We start from the raw sequence: 20,385 nt of genomic DNA, 5'->3' as shown, positions 1-20,385 counted from the left end.
GAGGCCCCGATGACCCCACCCGAGCGGCAGGCCCTGCGCGGCGCGATCGACGCCGCCGCGCTGCGCGTCGCCCAGTCCAAGGCGCTGACCCTCGTCGAGGCGCTGCCCTGGCTCGAGCGCTTCCGTGGCGCCCTCGTCGTCGTCAAGTACGGCGGCAACGCGATGACCGACGACGCGCTCAAGGCGGCCTTCGCCGAGGACATCGCCTTCCTGCGCTTCGCCGGCCTGCGCCCGGTCGTCGTGCACGGCGGCGGTCCGCAGATCAAGGGGATGCTCGACCGGCTCGGCCTGGAGTCGGAGTTCCGCGGCGGCCTGCGCGTCACGACACCCGAGGTGATGGACGTCGTGCGGATGGTCCTCACCGGCCAGGTCGGCCGCGAGCTCGTCGGCCTGCTCAACCAGCACGGCCCGGTCGCCGTCGGGCTCTCCGGCGAGGACGCCGGCCTCTTCGGGGCGCGTCGGCGCGGCGTCACCGTCGACGGCGAGGAGCACGACATCGGCCTCGTCGGCGACGTCGTCGAGGTGAACCCCGGAGCGGTCCTCGACCTGCTCGACGCCGGACGCATCCCCGTCGTCTCGACCATCGCCCCCGACCTCGACGAGGACGGGCAGGTGCTCAACGTCAACGCCGACACCGCGGCCGCCGCCCTGGCCGCCGCGCTCGGGGCCCGCAAGCTCGTCGTCCTCACCGACGTCGAGGGCGTCTACGCGAACTGGCCCGACCGCGGGTCGCTGCTCTCCGAGCTGCGCCTCTCGGCCGCCCGCGAGCTGCTCACCCGGGTCGACGCCGGGATGATCCCCAAGCTCGAGGCGTGCATCCGCGCCGTCGAGGCCGGGGTGCCGCAGGCGCACGTGGTCGACGGCCGCCAGCCGCACAGCCTGCTGCTCGAGGTGTTCACCTCCGAGGGCATCGGCACGATGGTCCTGCCGGACCGGGAGGGGAGCGAGGATGCCTGACGCCGCCCGGGGCGCGAACACCGAGGAGTACCTCGGCCGCTACGAGTCCGCCCTCGTCCAGGTCTTCGGGCGCCCGCAGCTGGTGCTCGAGCACGGCGACGGCGCCTGGGTCTGGGACGTCGACGGTCGCCGCTACCTCGACCTCGTCGGCGGGCTGGCGGTGAACTCGTTGGGGCACAACCATCCCGCCCTCGTGGCCGCCGTGTCGAAGCAGGCCGGCCAGCTCGTGCACGTGTCGAACTTCTACACGTCCGTCCCGCAGGTCGAGCTCGCCGAGCGCATCCTGCAGGTGGCCGACGCGCCTGCCGGGTCGGCGGTCTTCTTCTGCAACAGCGGGGCCGAGGCGATCGAGGCCGCGGTCAAGCTGGCCCGACGCACCGGGCGCACCGGCATCGTCGCCGCCGAGGGCGCGTTCCACGGCCGCACCACCGGGGCCCTGGCCCTCACCCACAAGCCGGCCTACCGCGAGCCGTTCGAGCCGCTGCTGCCCGGCGTCGTCCACGTGCCGTGGGGTGACGTCGCCGCCCTCGAGGCCGCCGTCGGGCCGGACACCTCGGCCGTGGTCCTCGAGCCGATCCAGGGGGAGGGGGGCGTGGTGCCGGCCGCGTCCGGGTTCCTGCGGGCCGCCCGCGAGCTGACCACGGCGGCCGGGGCCCTGCTGGTCCTCGACGAGATCCAGACCGGCGTCGGGCGCACCGGCTCGTGGTTCGCGTGGCAGCAGGCCGGGGTCGTGCCCGACGCCATGACCCTCGCCAAGGGCCTCGGTGGTGGCATCCCGATCGGCGCCCTCGTCACCTTCGGCCCGGAGGTCAGCCGGATGCTCACCGCCGGCCAGCACGGCTCGACCTTCGGCGGCAACCCGCTGGCCTGCGCCGCGGGGCTGGCCGTCCTCGACACCATCGAGTCCGAGGGCCTGCTCGCCCACGCACGCGAGGCCGGCGAGCACCTCGAACGGCGCATCGGCGCCCTCGACGACCCGCGGGTCACCGGCATCCGGGGGAGCGGGCTGCTGCGCGCCGTCACCCTCGCCGGGCCGTGGGCCCCCGCCGTCGCCGCCCACGGGCGCGAGGCGGGGCTCATCCTCAACCCGGTGGCGCCGGACGCGGTGCGGCTCGCGCCCCCGCTCGTCGTCACCACCGACCAGCTCGACCTGTTCGTCGACGCCCTGCCCGGGCTGCTCGACCTCGCGACGGAGGAGACCCGATGACCCTGCGCCACTTCCTGCGCGACGACGACCTGTCGCCCGCCGAGCAGGCCGAGGTCCTCGACCGGGCCCTGGCCCTCAAGGCCGCGCCGTTCTCGGACCGGTGCCTCGAGGGGCCGCGCACCGTCTCGATCCTCTTCGACAAGCCGACGCTGCGGACGCAGGTCTCCTTCGTCGGCGCGGTCGCGGGGCTCGGCGGCTTCCCGATGGTCGTCGACGGCCGGCTCGCCGGGGTGGGGGTCCGTGAGTCGGTGGCCGACGTCGCGCGGGTCCTCGGGCCGCAGTCCGCGGCGGTCGTGTGGCGCACCTTCGCGCAGTCCTCCCTCGAGGAGATGGCGGAGTTCGCCGGCGTGCCGGTCGTCAACGCGCTGACCGACGACTTCCACCCGTGCCAGGTGCTCGCCGACCTGCTGACCCTGCGCGAGCTGCTCGGCGACCTCGCCGGCCGCACGCTGGCCTACGTCGGCGACGGCGCGAACAACATGGCCCACTCCTACCTGCTCGGCTGCGCGACGGCCGGGATGCACGTGCGCATCGGCACGCCGACCACGCACCTGCCGAAGGACGAGTACGTGGCCCGCGCCGAGGAGCTCGCCGCCACGACCGGCGGCTCCGTGCTGGTCACCGACGACCCGCTCGCGGCCGTCCTCGGCGCCGACGTCGTCGTCACCGACACCTGGGTCTCGATGGGGCAGGAGGGCGAGGCCGACGAGCGCAAGGGCGAGGGCAGCCCGTTCACGAAGTACGCCGTCGACGAGGACCTCATGGCCCACGCCGGCCCGGACGCCCTCTTCCTCCACTGCCTGCCGGCCTACCGCGGCTACGAGGTGAGCGCCGAGGTCATCGACGGCCCGCGCTCGCACGTGTGGCGGGAGGCCGAGAACCGGCTGCACGCGCAGAAGGCCCTGCTCTCCTGGCTCGTGGAGCACGCGAAGGCCGGCCGATGACCGTCTCGACCTCGCGCGCCGCCCGGCAGCAGCGGATCACCGAGATCCTCCGCGAGACGACCGTCCGCAGCCAGACCGAGCTGCTCGACCTGCTCGCCGACGACGGCATCGAGGTCACCCAGGCGACCCTCTCGCGCGACCTCGTCGACGTCGGCGCCGAGCGGGTCCGGGTCGGCAAGAACCTCGTCTACGCGGTGCCGGGGGAGGGCGGCGACCGCACCGTGCGCCCCGCGGCCGACGCGGACGAGCGCACCTCCCGGCTGGCCTCGCGCTGCCAGGAGCTGCTCGTGTCGGCCGAGCACTCGGCCAACCTCGTCGTCCTGCGCACGCCGCCGGGGGCCGCCAACTTCCTCGCCTCGGCGATCGACCACACCACCGTGGAGGGGGTGCTGGGCACCATCGCCGGCGACGACACCATCATGGTCATCACGTCCGGGACCACGCGCAGCCGCGAGGTCGCAGGCCGGCTCATGTCGTACACCCGGAAGGACACCCCGTGACCCCGCCCGAGCCCGAGCCCGGCAGCGCCCCCGTGAGCCTCTGGGGCGGCCGCTTCTCCGGCGGACCGGCCGACGCGCTCGCGGCGCTGTCGAAGTCGACGCACTTCGACTGGCGGCTGGCCCCCCACGACCTCGCCGGGTCACGGGCCCACGCCCGCGTCCTCCACGCCGCCGGCCTCCTCGACGACGCCACGCTCGAGGCCATGCTCGACGGGCTCGAGCGGCTGCGCGCCGACGTCGAGTCCGGCGCGTTCGTCCCCGCCGAGTCCGACGAGGACGTGCACACGGCGCTCGAGCGCGGGCTCATCGAGCGGGCCGGCGCCGAGGTCGGCGGACGCATCCGGGCCGGTCGGTCGCGCAACGACCAGGTCGCCACGCTCTTCCGGATGTACCTCCGCGAGCACGCGCGGGTCGTCGCCGGCCTGGTGCTCGACGTCGTCGACGCCCTCGTCGCCCAGGCCCGCGAGCACCACGGCGTGCCGATGCCGGGGCGCACGCACCTGCAGCACGCCCAGCCCGTGCTCCTCTCGCACCACCTGCTGGCCCACGCCTGGCCGCTGCTGCGCGACGTCGAGCGGCTGCGCGACTGGGACGTCCGGACGGCCGTCTCCCCGTACGGCGCCGGGGCCCTGGCGGGCTCGTCGCTCGGCCTCGACCCCGAGGCCGTCGCGTCCGACCTGGGCTTCACGACCTCGGTCGAGAACTCGATCGACGGCACCGCCTCGCGCGACTTCGTCGCCGAGTTCTCGTTCGTCTGCGCGATGACCGCCGTCGACGTCTCGCGGCTCGCCGAGGAGGTCATCCTCTGGGCAACGAAGGAGTTCTCGTTCGTCACGCTCGACGACGCGTACTCGACGGGGTCGAGCATCATGCCGCAGAAGAAGAACCCCGACGTCGCCGAGCTCGCACGCGGCAAGGCCGGCCGGCTCGTGGGCGACCTCGCCGGGCTGCTGACGACCCTCAAGGCGCTGCCGCTGGCCTACAACCGCGACCTCCAGGAGGACAAGGAGCCGGTCTTCGACGCCGTCGACACCCTCGAGGTGCTGCTCCCCGCGTTCTCCGGCATGGTCGCCACCCTGACCTTCCACACCGACCGGATGGCCTCGCTCGCGCCGCAGGGCTTCTCGTTGGCCACCGACGTCGCCGAGTGGCTCGTGCGGCAGGGCGTGCCGTTCCGGGTCGCGCACGAGGTCGCGGGGGCGTGCGTGCGGGCCTGCGAGGAGCGGGGCATCGAGCTCTGGGACCTCTCCGACGACGACCTGCGGGGCATCTCGGAGCACCTGACGCCGGGCGTGCGCGAGGTGCTCTCCGTCGAGGGCTCGCTCGCGTCGCGCTCGGCCAGGGGCGGCACCGCGCCGGTCCGGGTGGCCGAGCAGCTCGAGCGGGTCGCGGCGACGTCCGCCCGGTCCCGCGCCTGGTCACGCGACCTCCCCGTCGCGCGCTGACCGTGCTCGCCGGGCTGCTCGCGGGTGACGTCCTCGACGTCGCACCGGCCCTGCTCGGCGCCCGGTTCACCCACGCCGGGGTGACCGTCCGGCTCACGGAGGTCGAGGCCTACGCGGGGTCGGTGGACCCCGGCTCGCACGCGTACCGGGGTCGCACGCCGCGGACCGCGGTGATGTTCGGCCCGGCCGGCCGGCTCTACGTCTACTTCACGTACGGGATGCACTTCTGCGCCAACGTCGTCACCGGGTCGGAGGGCGCGGCGTCCGCCGTGCTGCTGCGGGCCGGGGAGGTGGTGGCCGGTCACGACGTGGCGGCGGCCCGTCGCCCCGGGGTCCGCGAGCGCGACTGGGCGCGGGGCCCGGCCCGGCTGGCCACGACGCTCGCGCTCGGGCGGGACGAGAACGGGCTGGACCTGCTCGACCCGGCCACCGACGGCCGCCTCGAGCTGCCGGACGGGCCGGTGGAGCCGTCGTCGGTGCGCACCGGACCGCGCGTCGGGGTGAGCGGGGCGGGCGGCGACGGCGAGCTCTTCCCGTGGCGCTTCTGGCTGGCCGACGAGCCGACCGTCAGCGTCTACCGCCCGGCCGTGCGTCGCCGGCGGGGCTGAGCCGCAGGACCGCGTCCCGCACGCCCGCGCCCCTCTCGGCCAGCGCCAGGCGCATCACCGCGGACGAGGCCGTGCGGGCGGCCTGCGTCCGCGGCAGCCGCCGGGCCTGCCACGCCGCGAGCGACCCGCCGGCGGCGACCCGGTCGGCGAGGGTGACCGCGTCGAGGAGCGCCTCGCCGGCGCCCCGACCGAGGTTGGGGGTCATCGCGTGCGCGGCGTCGCCGACGACGACGTACCGCCCGTGGACGTAGCGGCGCATCGGCGGGGCCACCCAGAGCCGGGTCGCGGCGAGGCCCGCCGTGGCGTCCTCGACGGTCGAGCGCACCGCGGCGCCGGCGCCCTGCGCGAGCACGCGGACCTCCTCGTGCACCGCGGCGACGTCGAGCGGCTCGGGGCCGAGGGTGCTGCGGTGGGCGGTGAACCAGTGGCCGCCGCCCGGTGAGGGGACGAGCCCGACGAGCAGACCCGGGCCCCAGTACTCGCCGGCCGCGGCGCCGGGCGGGGCGCCGAGCCGGCCGCGCAGGGCGACCCACGGGGTCCCGAGCCGTGCCGCGCGACCGGGGTCGACCAGTCCGCGCACGCGGCTGCGGACACCGTCGGCCCCGACGACGAGGTCGGCGTCGAGCTCGGCCGGGTCGAGCACCTCGTCGTGGAGGACCCGTACCCCGGGGCCGACGGCCGCCGTGAGGGCGTCGAGGAGCCCCGGCCGCGGCACCGCGAGCAGGTGTAGGTCGTGGGGACGGGTCAGGGCCCGGCCGTCGAGCGCGAACAGCCGGCCGGCACCGACCGGCGACCCCGCCCGGGTCACGGAGTCGAGCACCCCGAGGCGGTGCAGGGCGGGGCGGGCCCAGGCGCCCAGGACGAGCGCGGACCCCCACCGCGCGCGCTCGGGCTGCGCCTCGTGGAGGACGACCTCGACCGACCGGGGGAGCCCGGCGGCCAGCGCCAGCCCGGCCACGCCGCCGCCCACGACGGCGACCCGACGGACGCGGGAGGTCACCGGTCCGCCTGCTCGTGGATGCGGGTGCACCCCGACATCCCACCCGCTGGTGGCCGCTGCGTCCACCCGGTTCGGGCGTGGCAGGCTGGGGCGGCCGGCGACCGCCGCCGGAGACCGCCGGAAGGGGCCCGTACCGTGACCGACATCCTCGACGAGCTGCAGTGGCGAGGACTGGTGGCGCAGACCACCGACGAGTCCGCGCTGCGCGAGGCACTCGCCGGCGGGCCGGTCACGGCGTACTGCGGCTTCGACCCCACCGCGCCGTCGCTGCACTTCGGCAACCTCGTCCAGCTCGTCCTGCTGCGCCACCTCCAGCGGGCGGGGCACCGGGTCATCTGCCTCGTCGGCGGGTCGACCGGGCTGATCGGCGACCCGCGCCCGTCGGCCGAGCGGGTCCTGAAGACCAAGGAGCAGACGGCCGAGTGGGTCGCCCGCATCCGGGCGCAGGTCGAGCCGTTCCTCGAGTCCTCGGGCGAGAACCCGGCGGTCTTCGTCAACAACCTCGACTGGACGGAGGGGCTGAGCGCTCTCGACTTCCTGCGCGACGTCGGCAAGCACTTCCGGGTCAACCAGATGGTCAAGAAGGAGGCCATCGCCGCGCGGCTGAACAGCGACGAGGGCATCTCGTACACGGAGTTCAGCTACCAGCTGCTGCAGGGGCTCGACTACCTGCAGCTGTACCGCGACTTCGGCTGCACCCTGCAGACGGGCGGCAACGACCAGTGGGGCAACCTCACCGCCGGGTCCGACCTCATCCACCGCGTCGAGGGGGCGTCGGTGCACCTGTTGACGACCCCGCTCCTCACCGACAGCTCGGGGAGAAGTTCGGCAAGAGCGCCGGCAACGCCATCTGGCTCTCGCCGGAGATGACCAGCCCCTACGCCTTCTTCCAGTACTGGCTCAACGTCGAGGACGCCTCGGTGCTCACGCTGCTCAAGGTCTTCACCGACCGCACCGCCGATGAGGTCGCCGAGCTCGGGCGGCAGCTCGCCGAGGAGCCCTGGCGCCGGGCGGCGCAGCGCACGCTGGCCGCCGACGTGACGACGCTGGTGCACGGGGCCGCCGCGACCGAGGCGGTGCAGGCGGCGAGCGAGGCGCTCTTCGGGAAGGGGGACGTGCGCGGCCTCGACGGGCCGACCCTGCGGGACGCCGCGGCCGAGCTGCCCGGGGGTGAGGTGCACGTGGGGATGTCGGTCGTCGATGCCCTCGTGGCCGTCGGCCTGGCCGAGTCGCGCAACGCGGCGCGACGCACCATCGGGGAGGGCGGTGCCTCCGTCAACGGCGCGAAGGTCGCCGACGACGAGGCGGTGCTCGTGGCCGACGACGTCCTCGCGGGCGGTGTCGTCCTGCTCCGGAGGGGCCGCAAGAACCTCGCCGCAGGCCGTGTGGAGCGTCCGGAGGGCGTCTGAACACGAATTTCGGAACCGAAACCCGCTGCGCTGCAGCGGGTTTCGGCGTTTGGGGGCCTGACGGACCCCTCGTGGGGGCACGGCGATTTGTGTTCTGCGCGAGGAGTCATCTAATGTTCTCGACGTCAGCCCGAGAGGGAGGAACGGACACCAAGCGGCAGGGCCGAACAGCCCCGCACCAAGTGGCCGGTCCCGCGAGCTGGCTCCCACTCCCGAAGGGTCTCGACCCGGACGCACAGCGCCCGGAAGAGCCGGTTGGAGGAAGCCCCCGAGAGGGTGCTAGAGTTGGGACACCGCGAAGATCCAAGCGCGATCGAAGCCGGCCGCTCCAGGAGTGGGTCACGGATTTGACGCCCAAGCAGAACCGCGGGTAAGTTTGAACAGTTGCTTCCAGCGACTGGGAGAACACACGCAAGTAGCCCCGACGACGAGCTCACTGAGCAAGCCGTTGGTGCGCGTCCGAACCTTGAGAACTCAACAGCGTGTCAAAAATCGATGCCAATTACCTCGTCGCATCGTGAGGCAGACCTGGCCATCAGGCCCGGGACGCAGATCGATGCACGAAAATCCTTTGGTTGGACAACGAACAACAGCGAAAGCTAGTTGTTCGTGCTCAGCCAGTGAAACAACCCTCCAAGGGTAACGATCTACCGGTTCGCCGGTAATCAGATTTCTCGGTCTCGACCGAGAGTCACACATCAACGGAGAGTTTGATCCTGGCTCAGGACGAACGCTGGCGGCGTGCTTAACACATGCAAGTCGAACGGTGACCTCGAGAGCTTGCTCTTGGGTGATCAGTGGCGAACGGGTGAGTAACACGTGAGTAACCTGCCCCAGACTCTGGAATAACCCCGGGAAACCGGAGCTAATACCGGATACGAAGTGGAGCCGCATGGCTACTACTTGGAAAGTTTTTCGGTCTGGGATGGACTCGCGGCCTATCAGCTAGTTGGTGAGGTAACGGCTCACCAAGGCGACGACGGGTAGCCGGCCTGAGAGGGCGACCGGCCACACTGGGACTGAGACACGGCCCAGACTCCTACGGGAGGCAGCAGTGGGGAATATTGCACAATGGGCGAAAGCCTGATGCAGCGACGCCGCGTGAGGGATGACGGCCTTCGGGTTGTAAACCTCTTTCAGCAGGGAAGAAGCGAAAGTGACGGTACCTGCAGAAGAAGCACCGGCTAACTACGTGCCAGCAGCCGCGGTAATACGTAGGGTGCGAGCGTTGTCCGGAATTATTGGGCGTAAAGAGCTTGTAGGCGGTTTGTCGCGTCTGCCGTGAAAATCCGAGGCTCAACCTCGGACTTGCGGTGGGTACGGGCAGACTAGAGTGTGGTAGGGGAGACTGGAATTCCTGGTGTAGCGGTGAAATGCGCAGATATCAGGAGGAACACCGATGGCGAAGGCAGGTCTCTGGGCCACTACTGACGCTGAGAAGCGAAAGCGTGGGGAGCGAACAGGATTAGATACCCTGGTAGTCCACGCCGTAAACGTTGGGAACTAGGTGTGGGTCTCATTCCACGAGATCCGTGCCGCAGCTAACGCATTAAGTTCCCCGCCTGGGGAGTACGGCCGCAAGGCTAAAACTCAAAGGAATTGACGGGGGCCCGCACAAGCGGCGGAGCATGTGGATTAATTCGATGCAACGCGAAGAACCTTACCAAGGCTTGACATATACGAGAACGCGTCAGAGATGACGAACTCTTTGGACACTCGTATACAGGTGGTGCATGGTTGTCGTCAGCTCGTGTCGTGAGATGTTGGGTTAAGTCCCGCAACGAGCGCAACCCTCGTTCTATGTTGCCAGCGCGTAATGGCGGGGACTCATAGGAGACTGCCGGGGTCAACTCGGAGGAAGGTGGGGACGACGTCAAATCATCATGCCCCTTATGTCTTGGGCTTCACACATGCTACAATGGCCGGTACAGAGGGCTGCGAAACCGCAAGGTGGAGCGAATCCCAAAAAGCCGGTCTCAGTTCGGATTGGGGTCTGCAACTCGACCCCATGAAGTCGGAGTCGCTAGTAATCGCAGATCAGCAACGCTGCGGTGAATACGTTCCCGGGCCTTGTACACACCGCCCGTCAAGTCACGAAAGTCGGTAACACCCGAAGCCGGTGGCCCAACTCTTTGAGAGGGAGCCGTCGAAGGTGGGACTGGCGATTGGGACTAAGTCGTAACAAGGTAGCCGTACCGGAAGGTGCGGCTGGATCACCTCCTTTCTAAGGAGCACTGGTCGCTTCGGCGATCCAGAGCCTGGTCTGACCGCGACTGTCGGTCAGCAGGTGCTCAAGGGTGGAACATCGATTATTTGGCACCGAGCAACGCTCGGCTCGCAAGTACAGCTCCTCCGGGAGAGTGGAACGCGACCGACGGAGCCCGGTGCCTGACACGTTGTTGGGTCCTGAGGGCTCGGGCGAAAGCTCACCTTCAGGCCGTACTACGGCCCAGGACCCCTACCGCGGACGAACCGCCGAGCTTGCTCGGTAGGCGCCGGCACCGGTAGGGGCCCGCCCGTATGTTGAGAACTACACAGTGGACGCGAGCATCTTAAAATCTTTGTGCATCAAGTTTTTAAGGGCAAACGGTGGATGCCTTGGCACCAGGAACCGAAGAAGGACGTAGGAATCTGCGATAAGCCTCGGGGAGTCGATAACCAGACTGTGATCCGAGGATTTCCGAATGGGGAAACCCGGCTGGAGGCAAGTCCAGTCACTCCCGCCTGAATATATAGGGCGGGTAGAGGGAACGTGGGGAAGTGAAACATCTCAGTACCCACAGGAAGAGAAAGCAACCGCGATTCCGTGAGTAGTGGCGAGCGAAAGCGGAAGAGGCTAAACCATATCTGTGTGATAGCTGTCAGGCGTTGCAGGTATGGGGTCGTGGGACTTCTCAGTCAGTGCTGACAAGCTGACATGGAGTAAAAAATTCGCGCCATAGTCGAAGGACATTGAAAGGTCCAGCACAGAGGGTGCCACTCCCGTAGACGAAATGACGCGAACTCCAGAGGATCATCCCAAGTAGCACGGGGCCCGAGAAATCCCGTGTGAATCTGGCGGGACCACCCGCTAAGCCTAAATATTCCCTGGTGACCGATAGTGAACAAGTACCGTGAGGGAAAGGTGAAAAGCACCCCGGGAGGGAGTGAAATAGATCCTGAAACCGTTTGCCTACAATCCGTTGGAGCCTCCTCGTGGGGTGACAGCGTGCCTTTTGAAGAATGAGCCTGCGAGTTAGTGCTCAGTGGCGAGGTTAACCCGTGTGGGGAAGCCGTAGCGAAAGCGAGTCCGAATAGGGCGACAGAGTCGCTGGGTCTAGACCCGAAGCGGAGTGATCTACCCATGGCCAGGTTGAAGCGACGGTAAGACGTCGTGGAGGACCGAACCCACTTAGGTTGAAAACTGAGGGGATGAGCTGTGGGTAGGGGTGAAAGGCCAATCAAACTCCGTGATAGCTGGTTCTCCCCGAAATGCATTTAGGTGCAGCGTCACGTGTTTCTTACCGGAGGTAGAGCTACTGGATAGCTAATGGGCCTCACCAGGTTACTGACGTTAGCCAAACTCCGAATGCCGGTAAGTGAGAGCGTGGCAGTGAGACTGCGGGGGATAAGCTCCGTAGTCGAGAGGGAAACAGCCCAGATCACCAGCTAAGGCCCCTAAGCGTGTGCTAAGTGGGAAAGGATGTGGAGTTGCATTGACAACCAGGAGGTTGGCTTAGAAGCAGCCACCCTTTAAAGAGTGCGTAATAGCTCACTGGTCAAGTGATTCCGCGCCGACAATGTAGCGGGGCTCAAGCACACCGCCGAAGCTGTGGCATTGACATTTTGCCCGGCCGTGACACCTGCGGGTTCACGGTCCAAGCGTGTCGATGGGTAGGGGAGCGTCGTGTGGCCAGGGAAGCGGCGGAGTGATCCAGCCGTGGAGGCCACACGAGTGAGAATGCAGGCATGAGTAGCGAATGACGGGTGAGAAACCCGTCCGCCGAATAACCAAGGGTTCCAGGGTCAAGCTAATCTGCCCTGGGTAAGTCGGGACCTAAGGCGAGGCCGACAGGCGTAGTCGATGGACATCCGGTTGATATTCCGGAACCGGCGAAGAACCGCCCATGACGAACTTACCGATGCTAAGCGCCTGAAGCTCTTTGTCAATCCTTCGGGAGAGACGCTGAGTGGAGCGCGCGACCCAGAGTTTTAGTAGTCAAGCGATGGAGAGACGCAGGAAGGTAGCCTCCGCGTGGCGATGGTAGTCCACGTCCAAGGGTGTAGGGAGTGAGGTAGGCAAATCCGCCTCACACATATCCTGAGACCTGATAGTGACCGCGAATGCGGGAAGCAGGGTGATCCTATGCTGCCAAGAAAATCTTCTAGCGAGGTTCGAGCCGCCCGTACCCCAAACCGACTCAGGTGGTTAGGTAGAGAATACCAAGGCGATCGAGTGAATCGTGGTTAAGGAATTCGGCAAAATGCCCCCGTAACTTCGGGAGAAGGGGGCCCAGACCTTGAAGGACTTCACGTCCTAGGGGAAAGGGCCGCAGAGACCAGGGAGAAGCGACTGTTTACTAAAAACACAGGTCCGTGCGAAGTCGCAAGACGATGTATACGGACTGACGCCTGCCCGGTGCTGGAAGGTTAAGAGGACCGGTTAGACCTTCGGGTCGAAGCTGAGAATTTAAGCCCCAGTAAACGGCGGTGGTAACTATAACCATCCTAAGGTAGCGAAATTCCTTGTCGGGTAAGTTCCGACCTGCACGAATGGCGTAACGACTTCTCCACTGTCTCAACCGCGAACTCGGCGAAATTGCACTACGAGTAAAGATGCTCGTTACGCGCAGAAGGACGGAAAGACCCCGGGACCTTTACTATAGCTTGGTATTGGTGTTCGGTACGGCTTGTGTAGGATAGGTGGGAGACTGTGAAGCGTGCACGCCAGTGTATGTGGAGTCAACGTTGAAATACCACTCTGGTCGTTCTGGATATCTAACCTCGGTCCGTGATCCGGATCAGGGACAGTGCCTGGTGGGTAGTTTAACTGGGGCGGTTGCCTCCTAAAATGTAACGGAGGCGCTCAAAGGTTCCCTCAGCCTGGTTGGCAATCAGGTGTCGAGTGTAAGTACACAAGGGAGCTTGACTGCGAGACTGACAGGTCGAGCAGGGACGAAAGTCGGAACTAGTGACCCGGCGGTGGCTTGTGGAAGCGCCGTCGCTCAACGGATAAAAGGTACCCCGGGGATAACAGGCTGATCTTGCCCAAGAGTCCATATCGACGGCATGGTTTGGCACCTCGATGTCGGCTCGTCGCATCCTGGGGGTGGAGTTGCTCCCAAGGGTTGGGCTGTTCGCCCATTAAAGCGGTACGCGAGCTGGGTTTAGAACGTCGTGAGACAGTTCGGTCCCTATCCTCTGTGCGCGTAGGAAACTTGAGAAGGGCTGTCCCTAGTACGAGAGGACCGGGATGGACGAACCTCTGGTGTGTCAGTTGTTCTGCCAAGAGCACCGCTGATTAGCTACGTTCGGAAGTGATAACCGCTGAAAGCATCTAAGCGGGAAGCACGCTTCAAGATGAGGTTTCCATGGGGCTTGCCCCGAGAGGCTCCCGGCTAGACTACCGGGTTGATAGGCCAGATGTGGAAGTGCAGCAATGCATGTAGCTGACTGGTACTAATAAGCCGATAACTTGATACACACCTAAAGATCTTCTGTGTTCGCGTCCACTGTGCAGTTCCCGAGATACGGTCGGGAACGACTGACATCTCCATAGAGTTTCGGCTGTCATAGCGAAGGGGAAACGCCCGGCTCCATTCCGAACCCGGAAGCTAAGCCCTTCAGCGCCGATGGTACTGCACTGGTGACGGTGTGGGAGAGTAGGACGCAGCCGGACATACTTTCCAGAAAGGGCCCGTCGTTCGCGACGGGCCCTTTCTCATTGTCTGCTTTCTGTGCCGAGTGTCTGCCTTTGTCTGGTGGACGAGAGCCGGAGCCGGCCCGCCGAGCGAGCGGAGGCCGTCCCTAGACTGACCCCGCCGGTGACCGGCGAGACGAGAGGACCCGACGTGCCCGAGGACCAGCAGCGCCCCGCCCGCGGCGGACGACCGGGCGGCGACGGCCGGCCCGGACGCTCCGACGGACCGCGTCGTGAGTCCCGTGGTGCCGGGGCCGGCGGGCGTGGAGGCCCGCGTGGCGCCGGCCGTGGCGCTCCCCAGGGCGGCCGCCCCGGTGGTGCACGCAGCTCCGCGGGGCCGCGACGCGACGGCGAGGAGCAGCACGGCGGGGGCAGCCGCCTGGCGCCGAAGAGCCCGCGCCTACCGGAGCCCCGCCTCCCCGACGAGGTGACGGGCAAGGAGCTCGACCGCTCCGTGCACCAGCAGCTGCGGACCCTGTCGAAGGAGAACGCCGAGGGGGTGGCGCGGCACCTCGTCATGGTCTCGGTCTTCCTCGAGGCCGACGAGGTCGACGTCGCGCTGGCCCACGCCGAGACCGCGGTCCGGCGCGCCGGCCGGGTGCCGGCGGCTCGGGAGGCCCTCGGCATGGTCGCCTACCGGATGGGCGACTTCGGCCGCGCCCTCACCGAGTTCCGCACCGTCCGACGGCTCAGCGGCTCCTCGCACCTGCTCCCGCTCATGGTCGACTGCGAGCGCGGGCTCGGGCGGCACACCCGCGCCCTCGAGCTCGCGGCGTCCCCGGAGGCCAAGGGCCTCGGGGAGGCCGAGCGGATCGAGCTGGCCATCGTCGTCTCCGGGGTCCGCCGTGACCTCGGCCAGCTCGACGCCGCCCTGCTCGCCCTGCAGATCCCGGCGCTCCAGCGCGGACGCAAGGCCGGCGTCCACCGCCTCCAGTACGCGTACGCCGACACCCTCCTGGCGCTCGGTCGGCCCGAGGAGGCCCGCGAGTGGTTCCTGCGGGTCGTCGAGGGGGACACCGAGAACGAGACCGACGCGGTCGAGCGGGTCGAGGAGCTCGACGGTGTCGCGCTGACCGACCTGGGCGATGGCGAGGACGAGCTGGCCGGCGAGCCGCCCGTCACGGAGGAGCCGCGCGCGTGAGCACGCTGGCCGGCCGCTACTCGGCGGTCGTCTGCGACCTCGACGGGGTGGTCTACCGCGGCCCGAGTGCCGTCCCGCACGCGGTCGGGTCGCTCACCGCGCTCGAGGTGCCGGTGGTCTACGCGACGAACAACGCCTCCCGGTCGCCGGCCGACGTCGCCGCGCACCTCGTGGACCTCGGCCTGACCAGCTCGGCGGAGGCGGTGGTCACGAGCAGCCAGGCCGCCGCATGGCTGTTGCAGCGTGAGTTGACCCCGGAGGGGTCGGCGGTGCTGGCCGTCGGCGGGCCCGGTGTCGCCGCGGCCCTGGTCGAGGCCGGGTTCGTCGCGGTGCGTCGGGCTGCGGACACCGACGCCGAGGTGGTCGCCGTCGTCCAGGGCTACGGCCCGGAGGTCACCGCCACCGACCTCGCCGAGGCCGCCTACGTCATCGAGGGTGGCGGACGCTGGGTCGCCACGAACACCGACGCGACCCTGCCGACCGACCGGGGCGTCGCCCCCGGGAACGGCTCCCTCGTCTCCGCCGTCGCGCGGGCCGTCGGGGCCGAGCCCGCCCTCGTGGCCGGCAAGCCCCAGCCGCCGCTCTACCTCCTCGCCGCCGACCGGCTCGACGTACCGGCCGAGCGCGTCCTCGCGGTGGGGGACCGGCTCGACACCGACATCGAGGGGGCGGTGCGGGCCGGCGCCGACTCGCTCCTCGTGCTCACGGGGGTCGACGACCTCGAGGCCGTGCTCGACGCCCCGCCCGAGCGCCGCCCGACCTTCGTCGCGCCCGACCTGCGCTGGCTGCACGAGGACCCGGACGACGGTGACGTCTCGCTCGCGACCCTCGCCGCGGCCGTGCGCGCGGTGCACGAGGCGACCGATGCCGGGGATGCGGAGGTCGAGCCGGCCCGTGCGCACGCGCGGGACCTGCTGCGCCGGATGGCCGACCGGTAGCGTGGGCCCGACGGTGGGCGCCGCCAGGCACCTGCCACCGCCCGATCGAGGAGGACCCATGGCCAAGCGCTCCGTCCGTGCGTACGTCGAGCTCGCGTCGGGGCTCGGGGAGATGACCCGTGCCCGTGCCGTCGAGGCCGCCCAGGAGCTCGTGACGCTCGCCGGGGCGAAGGGCTCCTCGACCAAGGTCGCCAAGCAGGTCGAGAAGCTCGCCGGCGACCTGCTCACCGCGGCCGAGCAGAACCGTGCCCAGGTGGTGGGTCTCGTGCAGCGCGAGGTCGAGTCGGCCGTCGGCCGGGTCGACGTGACCCGCCTGCTCACCGAGGTGCAGTCGCTCGGAGCCTCGGTCGCCGGGCTGGCCGCCCAGGTCGACGACCTCGCCCGCTCGGTCGGTGGACGCGCCGCACGCGCGCCGCGGGCCGGCCTCGCGGAGGTCGCCGACCCCGTGCTCGCGAGCCCGCCGTCGACGGCGTCCGCGGCTCCCGCGCGCAAGGCGCCGGCGCGCAAGGCCCCGGCGAAGAAGGCTCCGGCGAGGAAGACCGCCACGACGGCGACGCCCGCGACGAAGACGACGGCGAAGAAGTCGCCTGCGAAGAAGGCGCCCGCCACGAAGGCGACGGCCACGAAGGCGACGGCCAAGAAGGCGACGGCGAAGAAGGCGCCCGCCAAGAAGGCGCCCGCCAAGAAGGCGCCCGCCAAGAAGGCGGGCGCGTGAGCGAGCAGCCCCAGGTCGCCGCCGACCCCGCCCCGGACGCGCCGCCGGAGACGGGGGACATCGTCATCGACTCCGCCCTCGGCGCCCTCGCGGCCGTGCCCGAGGAGGACCTCGACGCCCGGCTCGCCGCCGGCGAGGAGGTCCAGCGGACGCTGCGCTCCCGGCTCGGCGACCTCGGCGGCTGACATCGCCCGACTCGACGCCGAGCTGGTCCGGCGCGGTCTCGCCCGATCCCGCGGTGACGCCCGTGAGCTCGTCGAGCGTGGCCTCGTGCAGGTCGACGGCACCCCGGCCCGCAAGCCCTCGCACCCCGTCGAGCCGGGCACCGACCTCGTCGTGGAGGCCGACGGCCCGCGCTGGGTCGGCCGGGCCGCCCACAAGCTGCTCGCCGCCCTCGAGCTCTGGGGGCCCGCGGGCCTCACTGCCGCCGGCCGGCGCTGCGTCGACGTCGGTGCCTCCACCGGCGGGTTCACGCAGGTGCTCCTCGCCCACGGGGCGACCCACGTCGTCGCGCTCGACGTCGGCCACGGTCAGCTGGCCCGGGAGGTCGCCGAGGACCCCCGGGTCTCCGAGCGCTCGAACACGACGGTGCGCGGTCTGGCCGCTCCCGACGTCGGCGGTCCCTTCGACCTCGTCGTCGCCGACCTGTCCTTCATCTCCCTGACCCGCGTCGCCGTCGAGCTCGCCGGGCTCACCGGCCGGGGCGGCGACCTCGTCGTCCTCGTCAAGCCGCAGTTCGAGGTCGGACGGCGGCGCCACGGCGTCGTGACCACCACCGCCGACCGGGTCGCGGCCGTCGAGGGCGTCCTGCGCGCGCTCGAGGAGCAGGGCCTGCACCCGCACGGCGTGGCACCGAGCCCCATCACGGGCACGACGGGCAACGCGGAGTACCTCGTGTGGGCGCGGTGGGTGCCGTCGGACACAATGGCGGACGACGAGGTCCGCGCCGCCGTGCGCGCGGCCACCGAGGCGACCGCGGGAGGAGCACGATGAGCACCCCGTCGCGCCGCATCCTGCTCGTCACCCACCAGTCGCGCGCCGACGCCCAGGAGATCGCGGCCGCCGTGGCGACCCGCCTGCTCGGTGCCGGCATCGGCGTCTGCGCCCCGGCGTCCGACCTCGGCGGCACGCCGCTCGGTGCCGTCGAGGGGGTCGGGGCCGTCGACGAGAGCGGCCAGGGCGTCGACTGCGAGCTCGTGTGCGTCCTCGGCGGCGACGGCACCATCCTGCGCGGCGCCGAGATCTCGCGCGGCTCGGGCGTCCCGCTGCTCGGCGTCAACCTCGGGCACGTCGGCTTCCTCGCCGAGGCCGAGAAGGAGGACCTCGACGCCACCGTCGAGCGCATCTGCGCCAAGGACTACACCGTCGAGGAGCGGATGACCCTCGAGGTGCGGGCCCGCCACGACGGCGACCCGGTGTTCTCGTCGTGGGCGCTCAACGAGGTGAGCGTCGAGAAGGCCGCGCGTGAGCGGATGCTCGAGCTCACCGTCGAGGTCGACGGCCGGCCGCTGTCCACGTGGGGCTGTGACGGCGTCGTCGTCGCCACCCCCACCGGCTCCACCGCGTACGCGTTCTCCGCCGGGGGTCCGGTCGTGTGGCCCGACGTCGAGGCGATGCTCCTCGTGCCCATCAGCGCGCACGCCCTCTTCGCCCGCTCGGTCGTCGTCGGGCCGCGGTCCCACCTCGCGGTCCAGCTGCTCGCCCAGAGCGACGCCTCCGCGATCCTCTGGTGCGACGGCCGCCGCGCCGTCACCCTGCCCCCGGGCGCCCAGGTCGAGGTCGAGCGCTCGGACCAGCCCGTGCGCCTCGCCCGGCTCTCCACCTCCCCCTTCACCGACCGCCTCGTGCACAAGTTCGACCTGCCGGTCCACGGCTGGCGGGGCGCCGCCCGCCAGCGCGCGGCGGGGGAGGGCCCCGCGCGGTGATCGAGGAGATCCGGATCCGCGACCTGGGCGTCATCGACGAGGCCGTCCTGCCCCTGCACCGCGGGCTCACCGTGCTCACCGGCGAGACCGGGGCCGGCAAGACGATGGTCGTCACCGCCCTCGGCCTGCTGCTCGGCGGACGCGGCGACTCCGGGCTGGTCCGCACCGGGGCGGGGCGCACCGTCGTCGAGGGCGTCATCGACCTGCCGGCCGGGCACCCCGCGCTCGAGCGGGCCGAGGAGGCCGGCGCCGATACCGCCGACGGGCTGGTCCTCGTCCGGTCGGTCACCGCAGACGGTCGCTCGCGCGCCCACGTCGGGGGGCGGGCGGCACCGGTCGGTGTGCTCGCCGACCTCGCCGAGCACCTCGTCGCCGTCCACGGGCAGGCCGACCAGTGGCGGCTGCGCCGCGCCGACGAGCACCGCGAGGTCCTCGACGCCTACGGCGGCCCGGAGCTGGGCGGCGCCCTCGAGGCCTACCGCGAGGTCCACACCGAGCTGCTCGGCGTCGAGGCCGAGCTCGAGGGCCTGCGGGCGGCAGCGGCCGAGCGGGCCCGTGAGGCCGACACGCTGCGGGTCGGGCTCGAGCGGATCGAGGCCGTCGACCCGCGGCCGGGGGAGGACGAGGAGCTGCGCGCCGAGTCCGGCCGGCTCGGTCATGCCGAGGAGCTGCGGGCCGCGGCCGGCGGCGCCCACGAGGTCCTCAGCGGCGGGTCCGACGACGGTGCCGACGGCCCGGGCGTCGTCGAGGCCCTCGCCGCCGCCTCGTCCCGCATCGCCGCGGCCTCGGCCAACGACGTGGCGCTCGCGGCCCTCGGCACGCGCGTCGACGAGCTGCGCTACCTCGCCGCCGACGTCGCCGCCGACCTCGGGTCCTACCTCGCCGACGCCGAGGTCGACCCCGCCCGCCTCGACCGCGTCGAGCAGCGCCGGGCCGCGCTCGGCGAGCTCACCCGCCTCTACGGCCCGACCGTCGACGACGTCCTCGACTGGGCGAAGGAGTCGGCGGCCCGGGTCACCGAGCTCGAGGGCACCGGCGACCGCATCGGCGAGCTCGAGGAGCGGGCCGGGGCCCTCGGCACGCGCCGCGAGCAGGCCGCCGCCACGCTCGCCGGGCACCGCCGCACCGCCGCCGAGGCCCTCGGCGCCCGCATCACCGACGAGCTCGCCCACCTCGCGATGGGCGCGGCCACGGTCACCGTCGCCGTCGAGGACACCGGGCGCTTCGGCGCCGACGGTCGCGACGCGGTCGAGGTGCGGCTGGCCTCCGGCCCGGGCACGACGCCCCGCTCGGTCACCAAGGCCGCGTCCGGGGGCGAGCTGTCGCGGGTCATGCTGGCCATCGAGGTCGCCACCGCCGACGCCGTCACCTCCGTGCCCACGTTCGTCTTCGACGAGGTCGACGCCGGGGTCGGCGGCCGGGCGGCCGTCGACGTCGGGGCCCGGCTGGCGGCCCTGGCCCGGCACGCCCAGGTCGTCGTCGTCACCCACCTCGCGCAGGTCGCCGCCCACGCCGACCGCCACCTCGTCGTCGAGAAGTCCGACGACGGGCACGTGACACGCAGCATGGTCCACGCCGTCGAGGGCGAGGACCGGGTCGCCGAGCTGGCCCGGATGCTCGGTGGCTCGGGCACCCGCGCCGCCCTCGACCACGCCCGCGACCTCCTCGGTCGCGCCCGGGCCTGAGCAGGTCTGGCA

General features: G+C 70.4%; 14 protein-coding genes, 3 rRNA genes and 1 pseudogene. 17 read left to right on the top strand and 1 reads right to left on the bottom strand.

Going from position 1 to position 20,385, the window contains the following annotated elements; all coding sequences use genetic code 11:
• Positions 1-9 precede the first annotated feature (9 nt).
• From argB to G7075_RS07855, 6 genes are read left to right on the top strand one after another with little or no spacing between them, the layout of a single operon-like run.
• Entirely contained in the window at positions 10-957 is a 948-nt protein-coding gene (argB, locus tag G7075_RS07880) for an acetylglutamate kinase (RefSeq protein WP_166124292.1), read from the top strand.
• A complete protein-coding gene (locus G7075_RS07875; protein WP_166120660.1) occupies positions 950-2,164 on the top strand; it encodes an acetylornithine transaminase in 1,215 nt (404 codons plus the stop codon). The genes argB and G7075_RS07875 overlap by 8 nt, the downstream gene beginning before the upstream one ends.
• Positions 2,161-3,108: an ornithine carbamoyltransferase gene (gene argF, locus G7075_RS07870; RefSeq protein WP_166120657.1), complete on the top strand. Its 948-nt coding sequence runs from the start codon at positions 2,161-2,163 to the stop codon at positions 3,106-3,108. Before G7075_RS07875 ends, argF begins: the two co-directional genes overlap by 4 nt.
• The gene (argR, locus tag G7075_RS07865; protein WP_166120654.1) at positions 3,105-3,608 is read left to right on the top strand and encodes an arginine repressor; all 504 of its coding nucleotides are present in this window, start codon (positions 3,105-3,107) and stop codon (positions 3,606-3,608) included. The genes argF and argR overlap by 4 nt, the downstream gene beginning before the upstream one ends.
• On the top strand, positions 3,605-5,053 hold the full coding sequence (gene argH, locus G7075_RS07860; protein ID WP_166120651.1) for an argininosuccinate lyase: 1,449 nt from the start codon (positions 3,605-3,607) through the stop codon (positions 5,051-5,053). Before argR ends, argH begins: the two co-directional genes overlap by 4 nt.
• Positions 5,054-5,055: 2 nt before the next feature.
• A complete protein-coding gene (locus tag G7075_RS07855; RefSeq protein ID WP_240917975.1) occupies positions 5,056-5,661 on the top strand; it encodes a DNA-3-methyladenine glycosylase in 606 nt (201 codons plus the stop codon).
• Here G7075_RS07855 and G7075_RS07850 read toward each other — a convergent pair.
• Positions 5,621-6,661, bottom strand: coding sequence for an NAD(P)/FAD-dependent oxidoreductase (locus G7075_RS07850; protein WP_166120649.1), 1,041 nt, complete (start codon positions 6,659-6,661; stop codon positions 5,621-5,623). The genes G7075_RS07855 and G7075_RS07850 overlap by 41 nt on opposite strands.
• Positions 6,662-6,796: 135 nt before the next feature.
• Here G7075_RS07850 and tyrS point away from each other — a divergent pair.
• The 11 genes and pseudogenes from tyrS (at position 6,797) to recN (ending at position 20,373) form a co-directional block, all read left to right on the top strand.
• Positions 6,797-8,070: pseudogene (tyrS, locus tag G7075_RS07845) on the top strand (tyrosine--tRNA ligase).
• Positions 8,071-8,768: 698 nt separating this feature from the next.
• Positions 8,769-10,294 (top strand): 16S ribosomal RNA (locus tag G7075_RS07840).
• Between the two features lie 342 nt (positions 10,295-10,636).
• Positions 10,637-13,752 (top strand): 23S ribosomal RNA (locus G7075_RS07835).
• Between the two features lie 79 nt (positions 13,753-13,831).
• Positions 13,832-13,948, top strand: a 5S ribosomal RNA gene (rrf, locus tag G7075_RS07830).
• Together the 16S, 23S and 5S rRNA genes form the textbook arrangement of a ribosomal RNA operon.
• A 448-nt stretch (positions 13,949-14,396) precedes the next feature.
• Positions 14,397-15,110 (top strand): lipopolysaccharide assembly protein LapB, encoded by a 714-nt coding sequence (locus tag G7075_RS07825; RefSeq protein WP_166120646.1) that lies wholly within the window; start codon positions 14,397-14,399, stop codon positions 15,108-15,110.
• Positions 15,107-16,048 (top strand): HAD-IIA family hydrolase, encoded by a 942-nt coding sequence (locus tag G7075_RS07820; RefSeq protein WP_240917974.1) that lies wholly within the window; start codon positions 15,107-15,109, stop codon positions 16,046-16,048. Before G7075_RS07825 ends, G7075_RS07820 begins: the two co-directional genes overlap by 4 nt.
• A gap of 58 nt (positions 16,049-16,106) precedes the next feature.
• A complete protein-coding gene (locus tag G7075_RS20245) occupies positions 16,107-16,763 on the top strand; it encodes a hypothetical protein (protein ID WP_205860650.1) in 657 nt (218 codons plus the stop codon).
• On the top strand, positions 16,760-16,948 hold the full coding sequence (locus tag G7075_RS07810) for a hypothetical protein (RefSeq protein WP_166120643.1): 189 nt from the start codon (positions 16,760-16,762) through the stop codon (positions 16,946-16,948). The genes G7075_RS20245 and G7075_RS07810 overlap by 4 nt, the downstream gene beginning before the upstream one ends.
• A gap of 1 nt (position 16,949) precedes the next feature.
• Complete coding sequence (locus G7075_RS07805) at positions 16,950-17,756, top strand: TlyA family RNA methyltransferase (RefSeq protein WP_166124288.1); 807 nt, start codon at positions 16,950-16,952, stop codon at positions 17,754-17,756.
• The gene (locus tag G7075_RS07800; protein WP_166120640.1) at positions 17,753-18,688 is read left to right on the top strand and encodes an NAD kinase; all 936 of its coding nucleotides are present in this window, start codon (positions 17,753-17,755) and stop codon (positions 18,686-18,688) included. Before G7075_RS07805 ends, G7075_RS07800 begins: the two co-directional genes overlap by 4 nt.
• Positions 18,685-20,373: a DNA repair protein RecN gene (gene recN / locus G7075_RS07795; RefSeq protein WP_166120637.1), complete on the top strand. Its 1,689-nt coding sequence runs from the start codon at positions 18,685-18,687 to the stop codon at positions 20,371-20,373. The genes G7075_RS07800 and recN overlap by 4 nt, the downstream gene beginning before the upstream one ends.
• The last annotated feature ends 12 nt before the right edge of the window (positions 20,374-20,385 follow it).

The sequence above is a fragment of the Phycicoccus sp. HDW14 genome (genome assembly GCF_011383005.1).
Taxonomy (GTDB): domain Bacteria; phylum Actinomycetota; class Actinomycetes; order Actinomycetales; family Dermatophilaceae; genus Phycicoccus.
The sequence above is the reverse complement of the archived record's forward strand: the minus strand, read 5'-3'. Positions and strand labels throughout refer to the sequence as shown.

Bases quoted from the DNA above. Each gene is read 5' to 3' on its own strand.
- argB (WP_166124292.1), top strand. From the start codon at position 10: ATGACCCCACCCGAGCGGCAGGCCCTGCGCGGCGCGATCGACGCCGCC.
- G7075_RS07875 (WP_166120660.1), top strand. From the start codon at position 950: ATGCCTGACGCCGCCCGGGGCGCGAACACCGAGGAGTACCTCGGCCGC.
- argF (WP_166120657.1), top strand. From the start codon at position 2,161: ATGACCCTGCGCCACTTCCTGCGCGACGACGACCTGTCGCCCGCCGAG.
- argR (WP_166120654.1), top strand. From the start codon at position 3,105: ATGACCGTCTCGACCTCGCGCGCCGCCCGGCAGCAGCGGATCACCGAG.
- G7075_RS20245 (WP_205860650.1), top strand. From the start codon at position 16,107: ATGGCCAAGCGCTCCGTCCGTGCGTACGTCGAGCTCGCGTCGGGGCTC.
- G7075_RS07800 (WP_166120640.1), top strand. From the start codon at position 17,753: ATGAGCACCCCGTCGCGCCGCATCCTGCTCGTCACCCACCAGTCGCGC.